This is a genomic window from Mesorhizobium sp. M0185, from assembly GCF_040322175.1.
Classification (GTDB): domain Bacteria; phylum Pseudomonadota; class Alphaproteobacteria; order Rhizobiales; family Rhizobiaceae; genus Mesorhizobium.
Genome location: NZ_JAMYSY010000002.1, coordinates 270113 through 291269, shown reverse-complemented (window position 1 = coordinate 291269; position 21157 = coordinate 270113). Strand labels below are relative to the sequence as shown.

General features: G+C 61.9%; 19 protein-coding genes. 8 read left to right on the top strand and 11 right to left on the bottom strand.

Annotated features, from left to right (window positions below; all coding sequences use genetic code 11):
- Positions 1-152: 152 nt before the first annotated feature.
- Positions 153-464, bottom strand: a complete 312-nt coding sequence (locus NKJ20_RS03190; protein WP_352742509.1) for a DUF2293 domain-containing protein — start codon at positions 462-464, stop codon at positions 153-155.
- A complete protein-coding gene (tsaA, locus tag NKJ20_RS03185) occupies positions 464-982 on the bottom strand; it encodes a tRNA (N6-threonylcarbamoyladenosine(37)-N6)-methyltransferase TrmO (RefSeq protein ID WP_352742507.1) in 519 nt (172 codons plus the stop codon). Before tsaA ends, NKJ20_RS03190 begins: the two co-directional genes overlap by 1 nt.
- Positions 983-1125: 143 nt before the next feature.
- Between tsaA and NKJ20_RS03180 the strand changes: the two genes are divergently transcribed.
- From NKJ20_RS03180 to NKJ20_RS03165, 4 genes are all read left to right on the top strand, one after another.
- Entirely contained in the window at positions 1126-2148 is a 1023-nt protein-coding gene (locus NKJ20_RS03180) for an ArsR/SmtB family transcription factor (RefSeq protein ID WP_352742506.1), read from the top strand.
- A complete protein-coding gene (gene metF / locus NKJ20_RS03175) occupies positions 2148-3065 on the top strand; it encodes a methylenetetrahydrofolate reductase [NAD(P)H] (RefSeq protein ID WP_023676795.1) in 918 nt (305 codons plus the stop codon). Before NKJ20_RS03180 ends, metF begins: the two co-directional genes overlap by 1 nt.
- Positions 3066-3666: 601 nt before the next feature.
- Entirely contained in the window at positions 3667-4104 is a 438-nt protein-coding gene (locus tag NKJ20_RS03170; protein WP_352742504.1) for an antitoxin Xre/MbcA/ParS toxin-binding domain-containing protein, read from the top strand.
- Complete coding sequence (locus NKJ20_RS03165; RefSeq protein ID WP_352742502.1) at positions 4105-4794, top strand: RES family NAD+ phosphorylase; 690 nt, start codon at positions 4105-4107, stop codon at positions 4792-4794. It abuts the gene before it with no gap.
- 111 nt (positions 4795-4905) lie between these two features.
- Here the strand turns inward: NKJ20_RS03165 and NKJ20_RS03160 are convergent, their stop codons facing one another.
- Positions 4906-5823 (bottom strand): DMT family transporter, encoded by a 918-nt coding sequence (locus NKJ20_RS03160; RefSeq protein WP_352742500.1) that lies wholly within the window; start codon positions 5821-5823, stop codon positions 4906-4908.
- Positions 5824-6048: 225 nt separating this feature from the next.
- Here NKJ20_RS03160 and NKJ20_RS03155 point away from each other — a divergent pair, with 225 nt between their 5' ends.
- Positions 6049-7269 carry an alanine racemase gene (locus NKJ20_RS03155; protein WP_352456188.1) on the top strand — a complete coding sequence of 407 codons (1221 nt, stop codon included), beginning with the start codon at positions 6049-6051 and terminating at the stop codon, positions 7267-7269.
- Between the two features lie 131 nt (positions 7270-7400).
- Here the strand turns inward: NKJ20_RS03155 and NKJ20_RS03150 are convergent, their stop codons facing one another.
- Positions 7401-8132 carry an SDR family oxidoreductase gene (locus NKJ20_RS03150; RefSeq protein ID WP_352742499.1) on the bottom strand — a complete coding sequence of 244 codons (732 nt, stop codon included), beginning with the start codon at positions 8130-8132 and terminating at the stop codon, positions 7401-7403.
- A gap of 124 nt (positions 8133-8256) precedes the next feature.
- Here NKJ20_RS03150 and NKJ20_RS03145 point away from each other — a divergent pair, with 124 nt between their 5' ends.
- The gene (locus tag NKJ20_RS03145; protein ID WP_352742497.1) at positions 8257-9150 is read left to right on the top strand and encodes a LysR family transcriptional regulator; all 894 of its coding nucleotides are present in this window, start codon (positions 8257-8259) and stop codon (positions 9148-9150) included.
- Between the two features lie 129 nt (positions 9151-9279).
- On the opposite strand, the gene NKJ20_RS03140 is transcribed toward NKJ20_RS03145, so the two are convergent.
- Both NKJ20_RS03140 and NKJ20_RS03135 read right to left on the bottom strand, forming a co-directional pair.
- Positions 9280-10452 (bottom strand): lytic murein transglycosylase, encoded by a 1173-nt coding sequence (locus NKJ20_RS03140; RefSeq protein WP_352742495.1) that lies wholly within the window; start codon positions 10450-10452, stop codon positions 9280-9282.
- An 80-nt stretch (positions 10453-10532) separates the two neighbouring features.
- Positions 10533-11330, bottom strand: coding sequence for a glycoside hydrolase family 25 protein (locus NKJ20_RS03135; RefSeq protein ID WP_352742493.1), 798 nt, complete (start codon positions 11328-11330; stop codon positions 10533-10535).
- Between the two features lie 407 nt (positions 11331-11737).
- Here NKJ20_RS03135 and NKJ20_RS03130 point away from each other — a divergent pair, with 407 nt between their 5' ends.
- Entirely contained in the window at positions 11738-13117 is a 1380-nt protein-coding gene (locus NKJ20_RS03130) for a serine hydrolase domain-containing protein (protein WP_352742491.1), read from the top strand.
- Between the two features lie 24 nt (positions 13118-13141).
- On the opposite strand, the gene NKJ20_RS03125 is transcribed toward NKJ20_RS03130, so the two are convergent.
- From NKJ20_RS03125 to NKJ20_RS03105, 5 genes are all read right to left on the bottom strand, one after another.
- Positions 13142-13450 carry a HigA family addiction module antitoxin gene (locus tag NKJ20_RS03125; RefSeq protein ID WP_352453138.1) on the bottom strand — a complete coding sequence of 103 codons (309 nt, stop codon included), beginning with the start codon at positions 13448-13450 and terminating at the stop codon, positions 13142-13144.
- Between the two features lie 12 nt (positions 13451-13462).
- A complete protein-coding gene (locus NKJ20_RS03120) occupies positions 13463-13759 on the bottom strand; it encodes a type II toxin-antitoxin system RelE/ParE family toxin (RefSeq protein WP_352456184.1) in 297 nt (98 codons plus the stop codon).
- Positions 13760-13895: 136 nt separating this feature from the next.
- On the bottom strand, positions 13896-14561 hold the full coding sequence (locus tag NKJ20_RS03115) for a class I SAM-dependent methyltransferase (RefSeq protein ID WP_352742489.1): 666 nt from the start codon (positions 14559-14561) through the stop codon (positions 13896-13898).
- Positions 14561-15805 (bottom strand): BtaA family protein, encoded by a 1245-nt coding sequence (locus tag NKJ20_RS03110; RefSeq protein ID WP_352742487.1) that lies wholly within the window; start codon positions 15803-15805, stop codon positions 14561-14563. The genes NKJ20_RS03115 and NKJ20_RS03110 overlap by 1 nt, the downstream gene beginning before the upstream one ends.
- A 998-nt stretch (positions 15806-16803) precedes the next feature.
- Positions 16804-20697: a hydantoinase B/oxoprolinase family protein gene (locus tag NKJ20_RS03105; protein ID WP_352742485.1), complete on the bottom strand. Its 3894-nt coding sequence runs from the start codon at positions 20695-20697 to the stop codon at positions 16804-16806.
- A 181-nt stretch (positions 20698-20878) separates the two neighbouring features.
- Here NKJ20_RS03105 and NKJ20_RS03100 point away from each other — a divergent pair, with 181 nt between their 5' ends.
- The gene (locus NKJ20_RS03100; RefSeq protein WP_352492713.1) at positions 20879-21079 is read left to right on the top strand and encodes a hypothetical protein; all 201 of its coding nucleotides are present in this window, start codon (positions 20879-20881) and stop codon (positions 21077-21079) included.
- Positions 21080-21157 lie beyond the last annotated feature (78 nt).

The following is a 21157-nucleotide window of genomic DNA, read 5'->3' as shown; positions in this document are numbered from 1 at the left end:
GGGGAGATGGGGTATCTTGTCTGCTTCCGCCAATCACCAACGTTGCAGGATTGGCGGCTAGGGCGAAGCTGCTGATCTCCCCCCTTGAGGGGGAGATGGCCGGCAGGCCAGAGGGGGGCGCCGTAGAACTCGACGCGCGTGCCTGCTATTCTCTACGCCTCATCCTCATCGTCGAGCAGCCGGGTGGCGCGCCAGCGGGTCAGCACGATGTTGGTCTGCTCGATGACGAAGAAGCGCGCGGAATCGCGGTCATAGCCTTCGGCCAGCAGCTTTTCGTAGTCGGTGTGGGCGTGGCGAATATGCGCAATCGTTGCCAGCCACACGGCAATGCTCGGCGGCAAGCTCTTCATGTGCACGGCGCCGGCATCGGCACGGATCTTTTCCATGTCGGCATAAGGCGCCAGCGGCAGGAGCGCTGTCAGCGCCTTGGCGACGGCGCGGCGGCGGCCGGTCGGCGCGCTCATCACTCCACCGGCCCTGACTCGTCCCGCCCGGCGATGGTCGCCTCGGCGAAGGCATCGGTCGAGGCGAAATAAGGCTTGATGTCGATGACCGGCGTGCCGTCGAGCACGTCGATGGCATCGAGATCGACGCGGCCGGTGTCGATGTCGACGGCAACCAGCTTGGCGACGTGCAGCCCAATTGGGTTCGGCCGGGCAGGGGAGCGCAGCGAAAAGACGCCTTTCGGCTCCGTGGCATGGCGGGGTTTCTGGACAATCAGTTGCCGCGGCGCATGGTGCAGCCAGGACAGGATGATGACGTGGCTAGCGCGTTCCAGCCCAAGCAGGCCGTCCCGATAGAGCGGATCGATCGTGAGAACCGCCGGCTGTCCCATCTCCCGCGCTGCCTTCATGTTCTTGGGGCAGGTCTCCCGCGTGACCCAAGGCGAAGCGATGCGGCCGATGAAGACGACATGGCCATCCGGCGGCATCGTTGCCGGGTCGGTTTCCAGAAGCTTTTCGCCGCTGCGCGTTTCGAACATGGGTCTCGCCTCGATCATGCTTCCGACTTTGCGCGATCCGCCACGCATGCGTCATTTTCTTGTCCGGAAGCGACATAGCGCTTGCAAGCCCATCAAAATCGACATAAACATATGTTTATATCTTTTTCAAAGAGAATGCTCGCATGCATGTCGCTCTCGACACGATGGTAGATACATTGAAGGCGGCTGCCGAATCCAGCCGGCTGCGCATATTGGCGCTGCTGTCGCGCGGCGATCTGACCGTGTCCGATCTCACCGAAATCCTTGGCCAGTCGCAGCCGCGCGTCTCGCGCCATTTGAAATTGCTGCTGGAGGCCGGGCTGATCGGCCGCTACCAGGAGGGCTCGTGGGCGTTCTTCCGGCTATCGGATTCCGACGCGTCGCGCGATTTCGTGCTCAGGCTGGTCTCCGGCATCCGCGGCGCCGATCCGCAGGTCGAGCGTGATCTCGAACGGCTGGCCGCGGTCAAGCGCAAGCGGCAGGACCGGGCTGCCGAATATTTCTCGGTAAACGCCGCAAGCTGGGACCATATCCGCTCGCTGCATGTGCCGGATCGCGCCGTCGAAGCAGCCCTCATCAAGCTCGTCGGCAAGCGGCCGTTTCAGTCGATGCTCGATCTCGGCACCGGCACCGGACGGCTGCTCGAGATCTTTTCGCCGCTCTATCGGCGCGGTATCGGCATCGACATGTCGCGCGAAATGCTGACGGTGGCGCGCGCCAATCTCGACAAGGCCGGCGTTTCGAATGCGCAGGTGCGCCAGGGCGACATTTTTGCGCCACCGGTCGAACGCGACGCCTTCGATCTCGTTACCATCCATCAGGTGCTGCATTATCTCGACGATCCCGCCCGCGCCATCCGCGAGGCGGCGCGTCTGCTGCGCCCGGCCGGCCGGCTGGTGATCGTCGATTTCGCGCCGCACGCGCTGGAGTTCTTGCGCGAGGAGCACGCGCATATGCGTCTCGGCTTTTCCGACCGGCAGATTGGCGACTGGTTTTCCGAGGCCGGCCTCGATCTTGAGGACAGCCAGGAATTCGAGCCGCGCGGCGGCAACGAGGCCAAGCTCACCGTCAAACTCTGGCTCGGGCGCGATCGGCGCATGCTGATTGCCGACCCTTCCAACGACAGACAACCGGCCAATGCGTATCCGATAGGGGAAACCGCCTGATGAACCAGTTCCGCTTCTCCCGCCGCCCCGACATCGGCGACAAGGTCAGGGTTTCGTTCGAGTTCTTTCCGCCGAAAAACGATGAGATGGAAGCAAGGCTGTGGGACACGGTCACCCGGCTTGAGCCGCTCAAGCCGAAATTCGTCTCGGTCACCTATGGCGCCGGTGGTTCGACCCGCGAGCGGACGGCCCGCACCGTCAAGCGCATCCTCAATGAAACGACGCTGACGCCGGCGGCGCACATGACTTGCGTCGATGCTGCGCGTCACGAGGTCGATGCGGTGATCCGGGAGTTCGCCGATATGGGCGTCAAGCGTTTCGTCGCCCTGCGCGGCGATCCGGCAGAGGGCGTCGGCGCGGCTTACCGGCCGCATCCGGAAGGCTATGCCAATGGCGCCGAACTGGTCGATGCGCTGAAGGGCGCCGGCGATTTCGACATATCGGTCTCGGCCTATCCGGAAAAACATCCGGAGAGTCCTGATTTCGCCACCGACTTCGACATGCTGAAGCGCAAGGCCGACAACGGAGCGACGCGGGCGATCACCCAGTTCTTCTTCGACAACGATCTCTATGAGCGCTATGTCGAGCGGGCACGGCGGGCCGGCATCTACATACCGATCGTGCCGGGCATATTGCCGGTGCACAATTTCACCCAGGTCGCCAACTTTTCGGCGCGGTGCGGCGCCTTGGTGCCGGCATGGCTGGCCGAGCGTTTCGATGGGCTGCAGAACGATCCGCAAACGCATGCGCTGGTGGCATCTGCCGTGGCCGCCGAGCAGGTGCTGGACCTTGTCGAGCGCGGCGTCGGCGATTTCCACTTCTACACGATGAACCGGGCCGATCTGGTCTTCGCCATCTGCCACATGATCGGCATCAGGTCGCACGAAGTCGAGGCGGCGGGATCGGCCGCGGCGTAAGGCGGCAAGCTCCTTTTTGAAATGTCAAAGATCGGGGAAATGCAAAAGGCCGGGCAAAATGCCCGGCCTTTTCAATGGTTTGGAATATTCGGTGCTGGTCTTCCCCCGCTAAGCGGCCTTATGGAAGGACGCCCATAATGAGGGCGCCGATGAATGCAAACGCAGCACAAATCATCAATGCGTTGATCGGCCTCGTCAGTCCCATGTCATAGCCTCCTCTTAAAGAGCTATGGCGAGAGTCTAGGGTCATTTGTGCCACAGGCAAGCAGAAACTTTGCTGCAATGCGACGAGATTGTGGAATTTGCGACCTGCCGTTTGCCGTTAGGCATTGAAAATCTTTGTCAAAAGCCGGCTCGGGACCTGTGAATAATTTGTGGCAAAGCCGGGGCAGTAACGAGAATGGCAGCGCTACCGCGGCAGAAATCGGAATCGATTTTCGGAACGACTGAAGATTCGACGCGTCGAAGCATCCTTTGCGCATCCAACCGGATGCTGCACGCTATACGAATGCGGTGGGCAACCAGCAGCGTTGTGAGATAGCCAGGACTTGAATTTTCTGCCAATTGGCAGTATATTGCCTGCCAAGTGATGGAGGTCGGAATGAGTGTCGCTTATGCGGTTCGCGATCCTGCAAATCAGGCTTTGCCGGCAAATCTGGCGGATGCCTCGGCACGGGCGCGGATCACGCCAGCTGCTGTTGCCGGCATCGTCAGGGTCGCAGACATCTGGCATCTGACCAGCACCGAGATCTGTACCTTGATCGGCGACGTGTCGGAGAGAACCTGGTTCCGCATGAAGAAAGGCGAGTGGGAGGGCGTTCTCTCCCAGGATTCGCTGACACGCATCAGCGCCCTGATCGGCATCTTCAAGGGACTGCGGCTTCTGTTCTCCGAAGGGCTTGCCGATGAATGGGTGCGGTTGCCGAACAAAGGGCCTCTTTATGGTGGCCGGCGCCCCCTGGACGTGATGATCGAGGGCGGCATTCCGAAGCTGCTGCAGGTTCGCCAACATATCGACGCTTTGCGCGGTGGACTTTGAATGCAGATCCCACCACGCGCTGACATTTCCCAGCGCGACACGATCCGGCTGATTTCGACAGGCAGGCTCAAGGAACCGGTCCTGATGCCGTTGGCCAGGAATCATGGAGATTTGGAGGACCTTGCGGAGCTCGAAGGAGCCACCAGCGGCCGTCTTCAGGCGCAGCAAGGGGGATTGCCCGACCTCGATCCGCGCGAACTGGTTTTCGGGAGACCGGGCTACACCTTCATCAATGCGGCGTTCGCTTACACCCGTCCAGGCGGCAATCGTTTCAACGATGATGCCAGGGGCGTCTGGTACTGTGCGTTCGATGCAGAAACCGCGCTCGGCGAGGTCTCTTTTCATCTGACGCGCGAGCTTGCCGCGATCGAACGGTTCGAAAACGTCACCGACTACGCGGAGCTCGTTGCCGACTTCATAGGCTCGTTTCACGATCTGCGCGGTGCTGAGTTCAGCAAGGACCCGGTGCTCGATCCGGATACTGTCTTAGCCTATCCTGCCGGTCAGGCGCTGGCGAAGCAACTCCGCAAGCAAGACGCCGCGACCGGTCTTGCGTATCCTTCCGTGAGACATGTTGGCAGGACCTGCCTTGCCGCCTTCCTTCCCGATCTCGTTCAGAATCTCCGGCAAGGCGGTATCTGGCGTCTGGAATGGCAGGGTTCATCTGTTCCCGCGATCACGCCCATATAGCGCCATCTCTAAAGCGCGTCGCGTTCGACCGGCCTCATGCGACGCGCTTTAGGTTCTTGTTCTATGCATGTCGTTATCGCAAAACCGCTGCACACCTTTGCGCGACATGCATTAGCGCCGCCCGAACAAGCGACCGTCGATGGTGACGAGGCCGAGCGCGATCAGCGCCATGCCGCCCAATTCGAACAGTTCGAGCCGCTCGCCCAGGAACAGGAAGCCGAGCAGAATGGCACTGGCCGGCACGATGAGCGTGACCAGCGAGGCATTGGTGGCGCCGGCCGAGGCGACGAGATTGAAATAGAGGATGTAGGCGAAGGCCGTCGACAGCAGCGCCAGCGCCAGCACCGCCGCCCACACCGGCGGCGAGGCCGAAAACAGATTGGCAGCGTCATAGGTGAACAGAACGACCGGGATCATGATGATGGTCGAGCAGGTCAATTGTCCGGCGGCAATGACCGGTGACGGCACACCCTTGAGGCGGCGGGCAATCATCAGCGCAACCGCATAGGATAGCGACGCTCCGATGAGCGCGAATTTCGCCCAGACCGAACCGCCGAGCCCGGCGACGAGGCCGGGGCCGATCATCACCGCCGTTCCCGCGATACCGAGGGCGATGCCGGCAAGCTTGTTCCACGACAGCTTTTCGTCGCTGGTCAGGGCGTTGGCGAGGATCAGCGTCCAGAACGGCGTCGTCGAATTGAGCACCGAGGCGACACCGGCGCCAAGTTCGGTCTGGCCGGCAAAGATCAGCGAGAAAGGGATGACATTGTTGGCGAGCGCCAGCAGGAAGAACAGGCCGGCATGCGGCAAGGCGAGGCGAAACGACGGGCCGCGGACCGCAAGATAGAGCTGCAACGCGATCGCAGCGATGGTGACGCGAAACAGCACCAGCACCAGCGGCGGAAGTTCCGCCACCGCAATGCGGGCAAAGAAGAACGAACCGCCCCAGACGGCGCCGAGCAGCAGAAGCTGCGCCCAGTCCTTGAGCACCATCGGACCGCGCATCGTGGTGGTGGCAGCTATCGCCATTGGTCGTCCTCCCAGACGAGATGCCTTGCTCTTCAGGCGTCTGTTCACGCCATACCCGATCCGGCCGCAAGGGCCACCCGAAACCTGAGCGATGGCCTAGCTCGCTCATAACCGGCCTGCAGCACCGGCGTAGCGCCGCGAAGCCAGGGCGGCGAGACATAGAATTGTTTTCATTAGCCGCTAGCTTGGATTAATTGTGCGCAGCCTCAGTCAAGGGATTCGTCCATGCAGCGATTCGAAAATGCCCGCGAGGCAGCGCTGGCGCTTCGCCCGGACGATCCGATCTATTGCTTCCGCCCGCAGGTGCTGAAGGCGGACGCCAAACAGTTCATGGGCATGTTTCCCGGCAAGACCGCCTATGCGGTCAAGACCAATGGCGAGCGGATCGTGCTCAACGCCCTGGTCGAGGCCGGCGTCGGTGCCTTCGATGTGGCCTCGCCCGGCGAATTCGCCGCCGTGCGCGCCGTCTCGCCGGACGCCGAGATGCTCTACATGCACCCGGTGAAGGCGCAGTCGGACATCAGGCTGGCGCTGGAAAAATACGCCATCCGCGTCATTTCGCTCGACCATGAGGACGAGGTCACCAAGCTGACCAGGGTGGTGCGGGCGCTCGACATCGATCCGGGCGCCATCACCGTGTTCGTGCGGATCCAGACGAAAGGCTCGGCGGCCTACGAACTGTCGAAGAAGTTCGGCGCCGGACCGGCCAATGCGGTCGAACTGGCCGAACGGCTGAACCGGACGGGCTACAAGGTCGGGCTGTGCTTTCACGTCGGCAGCCAGATCGAGGATCCCGACACCTATGAGCGGGCGCTGGCCTCCGCCGACTGGGTGCGCAACCGCGTCGGTTTCGACATTGCCGGGCTCGATGTCGGCGGCGGCTTTCCCGCCGAATACGGTCATGATCCGAACAGCCGCAAGCCGGAAATGCCGTCGCTCGGCCAGATCATGTCGCGGCTGTCGGGCGACCTCCAGGAGTACCAGTTCGACCAGATGCCGCTGGTGGCCGAGCCCGGCCGGGTGATCGTGGCGCGCTGCCTGTCGCTGATCGTGCGCGTGCTGCTGCGCAAGGGCAAAAGGCTCTACATCAATGACGGCATCTGGGCGTCGCTGTCGGATTCATGGACCGGCAAGATCACGCTGCCGGCGCGCTTCATCCCCGATCCGGCGATCCGCTCGCGCAATGGCGAGGACAAGACCATCGTGCCGTTCAAGGTCTGCGGCGCGACCTGCGATTCCGTCGATATATTGTCGCGGCCGTTCTGGCTGCCCGAAACCGTCGATACCGGCGATTGGATCGAGATCGGCCATATCGGCGCCTATTCGCTGTCGCTCCGAACACGGTTCAACGGCTTCTATCCCGACACTTTCGTCGAGGTGGCGACGCCATTCGACGAAGGCGATGCGCCGCAGGGGTTTGCCAGCCTGGAGACGATGGCGGATTAGTGAATAGTGAATAGTGAATAGTGAATAGAAGTAGTTCTTGCGTTCCGTCCGCTTCGGTGAATTATCACCATTCACCATTCACCATTCACCATTCACCATTCACCATTCACCATTCACCATTCACCATTCAGTCAGGCCACGCCGCCGCCGGCCTGGATGTTCTCGCCGGTAAGCCAGCGAGCCTCGTCCGAGGCCAGGAAAACCGCGACATCGGCGACGTCGTGCGGTGCTCCGATCCGGCCGAAGGGCGACATGCCGGCGGCCACGGCGCGGTCCCGTTCGGGGAGCAGGTCGGTGTCGGTGAAGCCTGGTGAAAGCGCATTCACGGTGACGGAGCGCGGGCCGAGTTCGCGCGAGAGGACGCGGACGAACTGCTCGACGGCTCCCTTGCTGCCGAGATAAAGCGCCGTTTGCGTGAAGAACATCCTGGTTCCACCGGTGGAAACGGCAATGATGCGGCCACCGTCACGAACGCGGCGCGCCGCTTCCTGAAGCGTGAAGAAGGTGCCCTTGGCATTGGCGCCGAACACGTGATCGAAGTCCGCTTCGGTGGCCTCGACGAGCGGCTTTATGACAGCGACGCCGACATTGGCGACGACGATGTCAATCGGCCCCATCTGCCGTTCGGTTTCGTCGAACAGCCTGCGAATGTCGGGGATGCTGGAGACGTCCGCCTGGATGGCGACGGCTTTTCCGCCAATCCCTTCAATGGCGGCAACCACTTCCCTGGCTGCTTTCTCGTTGCCGACATAGTTGACGACCACGGCAGCACCCTTGGCCGCGAGCCCCTCGGCGATGGCGCGCCCGATGCCACGCGAGCTGCCGGTCACAAGTGCGGTTTTGCCTTCGAGTGGACGATGCATGGCTGTTCCTTCCGTCTGATTACGGCCGCCTCGATCGAGCGGGCGTTCCAGGGAAAGCTATGGGCATGCTATTGCTCAGAGAATAGCCTATTATCTTACTGACTTGTTAAGGCTGGGGTACATAATGCGCGGAACCGAGTTTTCCGAACTCACGGCATTTGCAGCAATCATCGAAGAGGGCAGCTTCGTCCGCGCCGCGGCCAAACTCAGGATTTCGCCTCCAGCACTCAGCCAGACGATACGTGGGCTGGAAGAGCGTCTCGGTGTCCGCCTGCTCAACCGCACCACGCGCAGCATGTCGCCGACGGCTGAGGGCGAGAAGCTGTTTGCCCGCATCGCACCGGCGTTCAGCGAACTGGAAGGGGCCGTCGCCGACGCGCATGCATCACGCGGCCGGCCGGCAGGCTCGCTGCGCATCAATGTTCCGCGCATTGCCGCCACGCGTTTCATCGCGCCGATCCTCGGCGATTTCCGCCGGGCCTATCCCGATATCGCCCTCACAATCATTGTCGACGACATGCTCACCGACATCGTCGAGGGCCGCTTCGATGCCGGAATCAGATTGGGTGAGCGGCTGCACAAGGACATGGTGGCGGTAAAACTCAGTGACGAACTGGAGATGGCCGCAGTGGCCGCGCCGAGCTACCTGGAGCATCGCCCGATACCCCGTCACCCGGCGGATCTGCATCAGCACCAGTGCATCAATTTCCAGTGGCCCAGCGGCGGCAATCTCTACCGCTGGGAGTTCGCCCGGGGCCAACGTGCCTTGGAAGTGGCTGTCAGCGGCGGCCTGACGGTCAACGATACGGAACTGATGATCGGGGCGGTTCTGGATGGGGTCGGCGTGGCGTACATGCTGGAATATCAGGTCCGGCCATGGATCGAAGCGGGAAAGCTCATCCGCTTTCTCGACGCCTGGTCGCCGAGATTTCCGGGCTTTTATCTATATCACGCGAGTTCCCGCCAGGTTCCGGCACCGTTGCGAGCGTTCATCGATTTCCTGCTTGCCAGGCGGTGATGTGAATAGTGAATAGTGAATAGTGAATAGTGAATAGTGAATAGTGAATAGTAGTAACCTCTGGTGCTCAGTGCGGCTCCGGTGCTATTCTTTTTCACCATTCACCATTCACCATTCACCATTCACCATTCACAGTCTCGCCAGCAGCTCCGGCGTCGGCCAGCCGTCGACCGGCATGCCCAGCCGCTTCTGCTCCTTGCGGATCGCTTCGCGGGTGTTGGTGCCCAGTATGCCGTCGACGGTGCCGACGTCATAGCCTTTCGCCTCGAGCTTGGTCTGCAGCGCCTTCATCTGGTCGCCGTTGAGGCCGGGTTCGGGGCTGCGCGGATCGAATCGCGGCGCGCCCCCCAGCCGGGCGGCAAGATTTGCCGCGGTCAGGGCATAGGTGAATGACTGGTTCCACTCGAGATAGACGTCGAAATTGTCGTAGGTCAGGAAGGCAGGCCCCTTGCGACCCATGGGCAGCGCCAGGCCGGCCTTCAGGCCGTTGTCGAGAAGCGGCGTACCGTCGGGCCTGGTAACGCCCCACTGCGCCCACTGCGTCAACGGCAGCTTGTTGGTGCGCCCCGTCTGCTCCCACGGCAAATCGTCGGCCACACGGACTTCCTCGATCCAGGGCTGATCGCGCTTCCAGCCGCGCGACTGGATCTTGCTGGCCGTGCTCATGATCACATCGGGCGCGCTGCCGCGCAGGTCGACCAGGCCGTCGCCGTCGCCGTCGACGCCGTGGCCGAGATAGTCGGAAGGCAACATCTGCGTCTGGCCGATCTCGCCGGCCCAGGCACCGGTGACGTCGGCCGGCACGACGCCGCGATCGATCAACATCAGCAGCGGGACGATCTGCGGCCGGAACAACTGCGGGCGGCGGCAGTCATGCGAAAGGCTCACCAGCGCGTTCAGCGTATGAAAATCGCCCTGCACGGCGCCAAAATCGGTCTCCAGGGCCCAGAAGGCGGCGATGACCGGCGCCTGCACGCCGTATTCGCGATCGGCGCGGACAAAGACCTCGGCATATTTTTGCAGATTGGCCGCACCTTGCTTCAGCCGATGCGACGAGATCATGCGGTTCGAGAATTCGATGAAGGTCTGGGTGAAGACGCCCTGGGCGCGGTCGCGTGCCAACGCCTTCTCATCGAGGGTGGCGTTTTCCAGCGCATCAAGGCCGGCAGCGCCGACGCCGGCCGCCCTGGCCTCCGCCGCCACGCCGTGCTTCCATGACTCGAAATCCCCGCCGCATTGCTGTGCCGCGGCCGGCACGGCGGTCAGGAGCAGCGCCGCGAGAAGTCCAAAGCGCAATCGCATCGCTATCCTTCCAAGAAGATTACCGGCGGTTGCAGGCATTCGTCGTTGGCTGTGTCGAAAAGCAGGCGGCAGGCCTGGTGTCAACGGGTGTTCTGCCGCAACCACTTCTTCCACGCGGCTTCGGAGCCGTTGAAGACGCTGATGTCGGCGTTTCCGGCCATGCCCGGCACGACACCCGTTCCGGTATACTGCCAGAAGGTGAAGGGATGGCTGCCGTATTTCTGGCGCGGGTGCCCGGCGACGGAGCGCAGCCAGTAGGGGTAATTGCGGAAGCCCGATAAACCGTTATCTTCGAAGAAATCGACAGACGTGTAGATGATCGGCTTCTTGCCGTAGTATTTTTCGACGATTTCGAGAAACGTGCTCATCTCGCTGCGTACCGTGGCGGGATCGGGCCGCAGCTTGCAGGTCGGCGATTTCGGGTTCCATTCCATGTCGAGAACCGGCGGCATCGCCGAACCGTCTTTGGGCACGTTCTGGATGAACCAGCGCGCCTGGGTAGCGGCCGGCGTGCAAAAGTAGAAGAAATGATAGGCGGCACGGGGGACGCCCGAGGCCTTCGTGCGGCTCCAATGCTCGTTGAAAGCTTCATCGAAACGGTCTCCGCCTTCGGTTGCCTTGATAAAGGCGAAGGAGATGCCGCTGGCCCTGGCCGCCGGCCAGTCGATCGAGGTCTGGTATTTGGAGACGTCGGTGCCGTGGACGGCGTAGCTCCACGGTGCGCCGCTATCCCATTCATGCGGGTCGGAATCGGCAAAACGGGGCGCGCGTACCGCAACCGTCGGGGCGCTGGACGACGACAGCGATGGCGTCAGATCCTCGACCGTCGAGCAGGCACCAAGCAGCATCAGCGTGATGAGGACCGCGAAACGGCGCATCGCTACTTCCTGAGCCGGTTTCAGCCGGCCGCTGATGGGTCTTTCCGCGGGTGGCCCCTCGACCGGGCGCGGCGCGTTTGAAACTGACTTACGCGACGCGCCTGGATCTTCGTTTCATGCATTCCCAAACCGTTACGCAGTTTTGGGACGCATGCATTCAAGCCCCCGCCGGACGGTCACCCCACAGGATCGCCCGGTCTGTCCTAAGCGCGTCGCTTCGACGCGCTTAGCTCTTTTGTCTATGCATGTCGTTGTCCCAAAACCGCTGCGCACTTCTGGGCGACATGCACCTGTGATCGCCGATCATGGTTGATATTCGGTTGACGGCGCTCGACAAGAGCCGCGATTTTGCCGAAACAATGGCGGCAAATCGATGACATAGATCGCGCTCAGGGGAATTCGAAAAAATGCAGATCCTCCTGAAGTTCGTCAAATGGCTGCTCGGCCTGGCTGTGCTGGCCGCCGCGATACTCGCCGGCTGGCTGTATTTCGCGCCGCCGGAACTGATCCGCGTCGGTTCCGGCTATGCCGCCAAGATCGTCTGTTCGAACGTCTTCATCGCCGGGCGAGACGCCAACGACGTGCTCGCCGTCGATGTGCAGGCGCCGGGTCATCCGCTGCTGAAGCTGATGAGAGTGTCGGTCGACAAGGAGAAGGGAACGGTTTCGGCCGGCCTGTTCGGCGCGCTCGGCAAAAGTGTCGCGGTCGCCCGCGAGGGGCTCGGCTGCGCCTCGGTTCCCGACGGCGATATTGCCGCCGCCAAGGCTGTCGCCGGAGCTGCACCGACGCCGGCGCCGCTGCCCGATCTGATCTGGCCGGAGGGCGACAAGGCCGATGCCTCGCAGGATCCCGAGGTCGCGAAAGTCCTCGACGATCCAGCCATGACCGGCGCCGGCATGCGGGCGGTCGTGGTGGTCAAGAACGGCCGCATCGTCGCTGAGCGTTATGGCGACGGCTTTTCCGAAAAGACGCCGCTATTGGGCTGGTCAATGACCAAGACCGTAAATGCGGCGATCGTCGGCACGCTGGTGAAGGAGGGCAAGCTGGCGATGACCAACCAGGGTCTGTTCGGTCCCTGGAAGGGAGATGGCCGCGCCGTGATCAGCCTCGCCGACATGATGGCGATGTCGAGCGGGCTGGAATTCAACGAGGATTATGGCGACGTCGCCGACGTAACGCGCATGCTCTATCTCGAACCGGACATGGCGGGCTTTGCCGGATCCAAGCCGCTGACCGGCGAGATCGGCAAGGTGTTTTCCTATTCGAGCGGCACGGCGGTGATGCTGTCCAGGCTGTGGCAGGACGCAATCGGCGACAAGGACAAGGCACTGGCGTGGCCGAGGACCGCGCTGTTCGATCCGCTCGGCATGCAGAGCGCTGTGCTTGAGGCCGACGAGCACGGCACCTTCGTCGGCTCGTCCTATCTCTATGCCACGGCACGCGACTGGGCGCGCTTCGGCCAGTTCCTGCTGCAGGGCGGCGTCTGGAACGGCCAGGAGATGCTGCCCGCCGGCTTCGTCGACTGGATGCGGGAACCGGCAACTGCCTCGAAAGTCTACGGCAAGGGGCAATTATGGATAGAAGGACCGGGCGACGAAGAAAACCCCGGCGCCGGCACTGCCGCCGGCGTGCCCAAGGACACCTATTGGATGGAGGGGCATGATGGGCAAACGGTTGCCATCATCCCCTCAGAGCAGCTGGTTGTGGTGCGGCTCGGGCTGACGCCGGCCAGGCTCGGCTACCGGCCGCAGGCGATGGTGGCGGCGCTGATCAAGGCGCTGCACTGAGGAATGCGGCGGTCGCAGTCTTGTCTATGCGGCTGTCGCCAAAGGCTTGGCGCGATCAACACGCGCCCGCTCGTCGGGTGAATTCATAACCGTCCAAAGATCGTTACGGCGCTGGACGTTCAACCAGAAATCCGGGCTGTTGCCAAACACCCGCGCCAGAATGAGCGCGGTAGCCGCCGTCACGTTGCGGCGGCCGTTGCACAATTCGTTCACATGCTTGCGCTGGACGCTCATAGCTTCGGCCAAAGCCGCCTGTGTCAGGCCGAGTGGTTGCATGAATTCTTCCGTAAGAATTTCGCCAACCGTTGCTGGCTTGCGTGCGGTCATCAACATGTCTCACCTCACTTATATATAGCTGTGGTCGTCGAGATAGATGTCCGACGCCTCGCCCCGGCCCCCGTCCCAGCGGAAGACCAGCCGCCATTGTTTGTTGACACGGATCGAATGGAAACCTTCGAGATTGCCGCGCAACTTCTCGAAATGGTTGCTGGGCGGCACACGCAAATCCTGATCGATCGCCGCGTCGTCAATCATCTGGAGCTTGCGGAACAAGCGGCTTTCGAGATCGGACGGAATATTGCGGGAATGGGTGTCGTCCACGAAGAAAGCCCGCAGCCATCCATCTCTAAATCCGATGATCATCCCATGCTTCCGGCGAGGAGATAATGTACCACTCCTTGGGTCACATGGCAATGTGTGATTTAGCCAATTAAACTGATTTCAGCCACGGCCCCCATTTAGGATTGGAGCCCCAAAACCTTCCACGCCAAAATTGATATTAGATGGCGATCTTGATCACGGCGAGCCAGCTGTAGCCGCGATAAAGTGTTCTGAATCGAAGGCTTGCTCCAACTCTCGCAGATTCCGATTCCAGGACGTCGCGCAGGACTTCACGCGGCTGGACATGGAATTTTCTCAACCAGCCGCGCAGCAGCGTGCGGAACCAGCCGGGCAGGGCCTCCTGCTGGCCGAAATCGACGACGTGCAGCGAGCCGCCCGGTGACAGGGCAGCAAGAGCCGCGAACACTGTCTTCTCCCAGCCGGGAATCATCGACAGCGAATACGAGACAAAAATGCGGTCGAAACTTTTGACGCCGAACAGTGCTTTCGCGTCGAAATCGGTGGCGTCGCCGCACGCCAGGGTGACGCGCCCGGAGAGGCCTTCGCGGGCAAGGGCAGCGGTGGCCGTCTCCAGCATCCCGGCCGAAATATCGAGGCCGAAGAAGCGCGCGCCGGGATAGCGGCGGGCGGCGAGGATGATGTTGCGGCCGGTGCCGCAGCCGAGCTCGAGCACGGTGCCGCCGGCCGGCACATCCAGTCCGGCGATAAGCCGGTCGCGGCCGAGCAGATAGTATTTGCGGGTCAGGTCGTAGATATGACGCTGCCAGCGGTAGACGCCGTCCATCAGCTCGGCATGGCTGGCCGGCAAGTCGGTCGTGCTCATCAGGACCGCTTCACATAGAGATGGAAGCCGCCATAGATGGCCGAGCGGTCGCGCGCCGAAAACTCGCGCGAGGCGTCGTTCTCGTAGCGCCACTGATCGAGCAGCGAATTCGAGACGCGGCCGGGCAGCAGGCTGGGTTCCGCTGCGGTGCGGAAGATGACGCGGGCGCCGGTTGAGGCGGTTCGGGTGATCTCGGCCCACAACCCGTTGAGCTGGTGGTCGGTCATCCAGTCCTGTGCATCGAGCAGCACGAAGCGATCCACCGAGCCGGCATCCTTGCCGGCAAGGAACTCGATCAGATTGGCGTGGTGGATGGCAACGCGATCGACATTGTTGCGGATCGTCTTGTAATTGCACTTTTCGAGATAGGCGGGCAGGGCGGCCTCGCCCGGATCAGGGTAGCGGCGGGCGAAAGCCTGCCAGGCGAAATAATTGGTCTTCAGCGGAAAATCGCAGGCGAGCTTTTCCAGTCGTGCCTTCAGCACGCTGGCCATGGTGCCGTCACCCGAGGTGATCAGCGAATCGTACTGGGCCGGCGGAATGCCGAGGCCGAACAGCGAGGCTTTTCGTGAGGTCGCCCATTTCAGCAGCGGTTTTTTGAAGACCGGCGCCAGCTCTTCGTCGAAGAAGCGGCGCTGATCGGCGATGCTCTTGGCGTCCATGATGCCGGCCGGGTCGACGCCGAAGAATTTTGCGGTGCGATGGCCGATCGCAATGAACAGGCCAAGCAGGCCGGTCTGGTAGAAATTGCGGTCGAAGACAGCGATGCGGCGACGGCCGCGCCAGTTGCGGCGCTCCCAATAATGGCGGCTGACCGGGTCGAGATGCGGTGCGATGAAGCGATCGTAGGCCTGTGAATTGTGCCCGGTCCCAGCCGCGCCGAAGAAACGGAACAGGTCGCCCTGCGACGGCAGGTGACGGACGGCTTCGAGCTTCATGCGGTTCAGCGCGATATGGGCAGCGTTGAGGTCGACGGCATCGATCCTTTCCGGCGAGCGGGTGAGATAGGCAAGGATGTTACAGCCGCCGGAGGCAATGGTGACGATGCGGTGGCCCGTCCCGAGCTGCATCGCGTCCATGTCGATTTCGGGGTCTTCCCAGATCTGCGGATAGACGAGGCCGGAGAACAGGAAGGCGAACAGGCGCTCGGAGATGCCGGCTTTCGACAGCGGGCGGTTCTGGTAGACGGCCTTGCCGACTTCCTTGCCGCGGCGAAAAACCAGGTCCCCAGAAATGTCCGTCATGGCAAGGCGATTCCCCGTTTGCGTTGCCGCAAGCGGGTAGCGCAGGGTGATGACAGGCCGGTGACAGCCTGTTGACGCCGGCTCAAGCATTGCTGTGGCGCGCAAAATTAGGTGGTGCCTTGGCACAACCTTACTTGGCAGCGAATTTGGCTGGAAAATCGAGGGCCAGTCGAATCGTAGTTCATGAATCTACGATCAATCCGTAGAGGCAGGCGAGCATCCCCAAATGTCGGTTCCGGTGTCGCAGTTTTCATGAGTTTGTCAGCGGTTGAAACCAAGATAGCCAAATGTATTTGTACAGAAAGTGAGCATCAACCAAAGAGGGCTTGTGCAGAATATGCACCACAGCACGATCACCGTTCGAAACACTTGATCATGAGGGAATGTGAACGGATCGATCTTGGGATGACCTAAGAGTTTTGATAAGGGCGGCACATAATTACCTGTAGCGGCAGCATGCATCGTCTTAGAAAAATGTTTCCATCTTAGAAAAACGAAGCAAGCCCAAAATGCAGGAAAAAGCGTCAGTGCGAATATCATCTTTAGCGGTATGGGTTGCCCGCCGTGAATGATCCACCCAGGGCAACTACTTCGCGCTGGGTCGACCAGCGAAAAGATGAAGGCCTCCACAACAACTCCCAAAAAACAGACTATAGCTCCCCACTTAGCAACCCTTCGACAGAAATCTGGATCATAGTTCGGGAGGCGCGTATACTCATCCATATGGGTGCTAAGTCCTCATCGGTCCTGGAAGTCTTTGGTATAGAATGGCGAAGCTGCTCTTCGCCCTTGAGGGTTTGATCCGCCCGCCGACATCGAAATTGCGCCCGCAACCCTTTTTGGCCCACGGTCGGTTTGGTCCCGCCGGATCGCTCTCAGCCCCCTGCTTTCCATAGGCCCCCTGCTTTCCATAGCTTGCGCAATCGTGCCCGCCGTTTTCCCACCTTGCCCTGCCTAGGCGGCCGATATCATCTTATCTTGCGCGTTACACTTGCGCGTTACGACTTGCCAAATCCACCTGGGGTCGGCGTCGTCACGATGACCGCCTCGCCAGCGTCGAGGATGGTCTGATCGCAGGCTTTCAGCGTCTCGATCGCGCCGGTCTTGCGGCGGACCTTGGTCGAACCGGCCTCGCCATCGCCGCCTCCGTCCAGTCCCCGCGGCGGGCGGTTGCGATGCGAGGACAGGATGGCGCATTCCATTTTTTCGAGGAAGCGGATGGTGCGCCTGGTGCCGTCGCCGGCATTCCATTTGCCTTCGCCGCCGGAGCCTTCGCGGATATGAAAATCCTCGAGCAATACCGGGAAACGCAGTTCCAGCACTTCCGGATCGGTCAGGCGCGAATTGGTCATATGGGTGTGGACGCCGGAGGTGCCGGCAAAACCGCGGCCGTCGTTCATCCGGCCGGCCGGCGAGCCCGAGCAGATCGTCTCGTAATACTGATACTGCTTGTTGCCGAAGGTGAGATTGTTCATCGTGCCTTGCGCATTGGCCATCGCGCCCATGGCGCCGAACAGCGCGTTGGTGACGTGTTGCGAGGTCTCGACATTACCGGCGACGACCGCCGCGGGATAGGCGGGTTTCAGCATCGAGCCGTCGGGAATGATGATGTTGATCGGCCGCAGACATCCGGCATTCATCGGGATGTTGTCTTCGACCATGACGCGAAAGGCATAAAGCACCGCGGCACGGGCGACTGGCTCTGGCGCATTGAAATTGTTCTTCATCACCGGCGACGTTCCGGTGAAGTCGACGGTGGCTTCGCGCTTCCGCCGGTCGACCGATATCTTCACCTTGATCATTTGGCCGGTGTCGGTCGGATATTCGTATTCCGAACTGTCGGGCAGCCGCTCCAGAACGCGGCGCACGCTTTCGGCGGCATTGTCCTGGACATGGCCCATATAGGCTTCGACCACATCGAGGCCGAAATGCGCGACCATCTTGCGCAGCTCGGCGACGCCCTTTTCGTTCGCGGCGATCTGCGCCTTGAGGTCGGCGATGTTCTGGTGCGGATTGCGCGCCGGGTAGGGGTGGTCGGTGAGCAGCGTCTCCAGGTCCTTCTCGCGGAACCGGCCGCGATCGACGATGCGGAAATTATCAAACAGCACGCCTTCCTCGTCGACGGTTGTGGCAAGCGGCGTCATCGAGCCGGGCGCGGTGCCGCCGATGTCGGCATGATGGCCACGCGAGGCGACGTAGAAGAGGATCTTCGGCGATTGGCCGATCTCCCCCCTTGTGGGGGAGGTGGCGGCGAAGCCGCCGGAGGGGGTCGTTGCGGCAGTGCTCGACGCACTTGTGGTGCCTTCTGCGAGGACCCCACCCGGCCGCTTCGCGGCCACCCTCCCCTCAAGGGGGAGGGAAAACACCGGCGTCACCACTGTGATATCAGGCAGATGGGTGCCGCCATTGTAAGGCGCGTTCAGCGCAAAGACGTCGCCGGGACGGATGTCGCCGGAGTTGAGCCGGATGATGGTTTCCACCGAGCGGTCCATCGAGCCGAGATGCACCGGCATATGCGGCGCGTTGGCGACCAGCGCGCCATTCCGGTCGAAAACGGCACAGGAGAAGTCGAGGCGCTCCTTGATATTGACCGAATAGGCGGTGTTCTGCAGCGTCACGCCCATCTGCTCGGCGATCGACATGAACAGGTTGTTGAAAACCTCCAGCATCACCGGATCGGCTTCGGTGCCGAGTGCGGCGTGTCGGCGCTTCTTCTCGACGCGCCGCATCAATACGTGGTTCTTGGCGGTGATCTCGGCCTGCCAGCCCGGCTCGACGACGATGGTCTGGTTAGGCTCGATGATCAAAGCGGGGCCGGCGATCTTGTTACCAGGCTTCAGCGTTTCGCGAGGGAAAATGCCGGCGTCGCGCCAGACGCCGTCGACAAAGATTTTCCGGTTCCCGGAAGGATTTGCGGCCATGTATTCAACAACTGAATCGCTTTCGTCGCGGCCGGTGCCGCCGGTATCGGTACCTTCGACGCCGATCGACTCAACGATCATCGGCTTGTCGTCATAGACGAAACCGAACTGTGCCTTGTGCGCCGATTCGAAGTCCGCCTTGGCCTGCGCAATCGAGCCGTGCCCGAAGTTCACAGGCAGCGCGGTATCGGTGCCGTCGTAGCGGATCTGCAGCACCGGTCTCGAGACGACCGCGTCTTCGCTGATGCCTTGCGCGGCGAGTTCGTCGATGACGGCTTTGCGCAGCGTTGCGATGAGTTCATCGATCGCTGGCCCGGAATTGTCCGCCAGCGGCTTCAGCAGCGCCTGCTGGCGTGACGCAAATACAGAGGATAGGCCGATGCCGTATGCCGAGAGCAGGCCTGAGAAGGGATGGATCAGCACCGCCTCCATGCCGAGCGCATCGGCGACCAGGCAAGCGTGCTGGCCGCCGGCGCCGCCGAAGCAGTTCAGGAGGTATTCGGTGACATCGTAGCCGCGCTGCACCGAAATCTTCTTGATGGCGTTGGCCATGTTTTCGACGGCGATGGTGATGAACCCTTCGGCGACGGTTTCCGGGGAGCGGCCGTCGCCGATCTCGGCGGCAAGGGCCGCGAATTTTTCGCGAACCGTCTGGACGTCGAGCGGTTCGTCCTGGCCCGGTCCAAAAATAGCCGGGAAGAACTCGGGCTGCAGCTTGCCCAGCATGACATTGGCGTCAGTGACGGCCAACGGGCCGCCGCGCCTATAGGCGGCCGGGCCGGGATTGGCGCCGGCCGAATCCGGCCCGGCGCGAAAGCGGCCGGCCTCGTAATGCAGGATCGAGCCGCCGCCTGCAGCGACGGTGTGGATGCGCATCATCGGCGCGCGGATGCGCACGCCGGCGACCTCGGTGTCGAAGGCGCGCTCGTAGTCGCCATCGTAATGGGCGACATCGGTGGAGGTGCCGCCCATGTCGAAGCCTATGACCTTGCCGAAACCGGCGAGTTTTGCCGTCTCGACCATGCCGACGACGCCGCCGGCCGGGCCGGACAACAGCGCATCCTTGCCCTGGAACATGTCGGCGGCGGTGAGGCCGCCCGACGACATCATGAACATGAGGCGAGGGCTTTCCCTCCCCCTTGAGGGGAGGGTGGCGGCGAAGTCGCCGGGTGGGGTCGGCTCGACTGGGTTCGACACTCTGGCGGTGCCTTCTGAGATGACCCCCTCTGGCTGCTGCGCAGCCATCTCCCCCACAACAAGGGGGGAGATTGGCGCGGCACCCAGTTCCGCCGCAACCCTTTGCACATACCTAGCCAGGATCGGCGACAGATAGGCGTCGACCACCGTGGTGTCGCCGCGGCCGACCAGCTTGATCAGAGGCGAGACCTCGTGACTGACCGAGACCTGCGAGAATCCGAGCTTTCGACAGACTTTGGCGACCGCCTTTTCGTGCTCGGGATGTTTCCAGGCATGCATGAAGACGATCGCGACCGCATCGATGCCATCCGCCTTGGCTTGCTCAATAGCCGGGCGTACCGAAGCAATGTCGAGCAGGCGCTCGACACTGCCGTCGGCGCGAACCCTTTCGTCGATCTCGACGACACGCTCATAGAGCTGTTCGGGAAGGATGATCTGCTTGGCAAAGATATCGGGCCTGGCCTGATAGGCAATCCTCAGCGCATCGCGGAAGCCTTTGGTGATGAGCAGCAGCACACGGTCGCCCTTGCGCTCGAGAAGGGCATTGGTGGCAACCGTGGTGCCCATCTTGACATCGCCGATCAGAGCGGAGGGGATTGGAGCGCCGGGTTGGACGCCGAGCAGCTCGCGAATGCCATGGATGGCAGCATCGGCATAGGCTTCGGGATTCTCGGACAGCAGCTTGCGCGGGTGCAGCGCGCCTTCCGGGTCACGGCCGATGACGTCGGTGAAGGTGCCGCCACGGTCGATCCAGAAATCCCATTTTGCAGTCACTGCGGCGGCTCCCGGGATTTTTCCCTGTTCGATCTGTTAGCTTGCGAGGCCCTGACCGGCAATCGTCAAATGATTGGAATATGTTACAGGCAGAAATGCAACGTTACGAAACTCATGCGCAGCTTACGCATTGTGTCCTCGACCGCCGCCGGTAACGGAGGCGGATTAGAGGAGAGATATCATGAAGAAACTCATTCTTGCGTCGGTGTCGGCGCTTGCGTTGCTTGGCCTTGCCGCCTGCAGCAACAGCGGCACCGACAACACCACGACGCAGAGCACCAACCCGCCGGCATCCGACCAGACGATGAAGCCGGCTGCTCCTGACGCAAACAAGCCTGCCGAGCCGGCTCCGGCGCCTGCGCCGGCTGCTCCGGCTCAGTAGTCAATGTGACAACCAAGGAAAGGCTGGCCTCACAGGCCGGCCTTTCTGCTGCTTACGATACCAGCGCCTGGCGGCCGA

What these genes read in the sequence shown, in the direction of transcription:
- NKJ20_RS03160 (WP_352742500.1), bottom strand. Translation starts at nt 5,823, where the DNA reads ATGGCGATAGCTGCCACCACCACGATGCGCGGTCCGATGGTGCTCAAG.
- NKJ20_RS03115 (WP_352742489.1), bottom strand. Translation starts at nt 14,561, where the DNA reads ATGAGCACGACCGACTTGCCGGCCAGCCATGCCGAGCTGATGGACGGC.
- NKJ20_RS03155 (WP_352456188.1), top strand. Translation starts at nt 6,049, where the DNA reads ATGCAGCGATTCGAAAATGCCCGCGAGGCAGCGCTGGCGCTTCGCCCG.
- tsaA (WP_352742507.1), bottom strand. Translation starts at nt 982, where the DNA reads ATGTTCGAAACGCGCAGCGGCGAAAAGCTTCTGGAAACCGACCCGGCA.
- NKJ20_RS03125 (WP_352453138.1), bottom strand. Translation starts at nt 13,450, where the DNA reads ATGTTGATGACCGCACGCAAGCCAGCAACGGTTGGCGAAATTCTTACG.
- NKJ20_RS03190 (WP_352742509.1), bottom strand. Translation starts at nt 464, where the DNA reads ATGAGCGCGCCGACCGGCCGCCGCCGCGCCGTCGCCAAGGCGCTGACA.
- NKJ20_RS03110 (WP_352742487.1), bottom strand. Translation starts at nt 15,805, where the DNA reads ATGACGGACATTTCTGGGGACCTGGTTTTTCGCCGCGGCAAGGAAGTC.
- NKJ20_RS03165 (WP_352742502.1), top strand. Translation starts at nt 4,105, where the DNA reads ATGCAGATCCCACCACGCGCTGACATTTCCCAGCGCGACACGATCCGG.
- NKJ20_RS03100 (WP_352492713.1), top strand. Translation starts at nt 20,879, where the DNA reads ATGAAGAAACTCATTCTTGCGTCGGTGTCGGCGCTTGCGTTGCTTGGC.
- NKJ20_RS03140 (WP_352742495.1), bottom strand. Translation starts at nt 10,452, where the DNA reads ATGCGATTGCGCTTTGGACTTCTCGCGGCGCTGCTCCTGACCGCCGTG.
- NKJ20_RS03150 (WP_352742499.1), bottom strand. Translation starts at nt 8,132, where the DNA reads ATGCATCGTCCACTCGAAGGCAAAACCGCACTTGTGACCGGCAGCTCG.
- NKJ20_RS03145 (WP_352742497.1), top strand. Translation starts at nt 8,257, where the DNA reads ATGCGCGGAACCGAGTTTTCCGAACTCACGGCATTTGCAGCAATCATC.
- NKJ20_RS03130 (WP_352742491.1), top strand. Translation starts at nt 11,738, where the DNA reads ATGCAGATCCTCCTGAAGTTCGTCAAATGGCTGCTCGGCCTGGCTGTG.
- metF (WP_023676795.1), top strand. Translation starts at nt 2,148, where the DNA reads ATGAACCAGTTCCGCTTCTCCCGCCGCCCCGACATCGGCGACAAGGTC.
- NKJ20_RS03170 (WP_352742504.1), top strand. Translation starts at nt 3,667, where the DNA reads ATGAGTGTCGCTTATGCGGTTCGCGATCCTGCAAATCAGGCTTTGCCG.
- NKJ20_RS03180 (WP_352742506.1), top strand. Translation starts at nt 1,126, where the DNA reads ATGCATGTCGCTCTCGACACGATGGTAGATACATTGAAGGCGGCTGCC.
- NKJ20_RS03135 (WP_352742493.1), bottom strand. Translation starts at nt 11,330, where the DNA reads ATGCGCCGTTTCGCGGTCCTCATCACGCTGATGCTGCTTGGTGCCTGC.
- NKJ20_RS03120 (WP_352456184.1), bottom strand. Translation starts at nt 13,759, where the DNA reads ATGATCATCGGATTTAGAGATGGATGGCTGCGGGCTTTCTTCGTGGAC.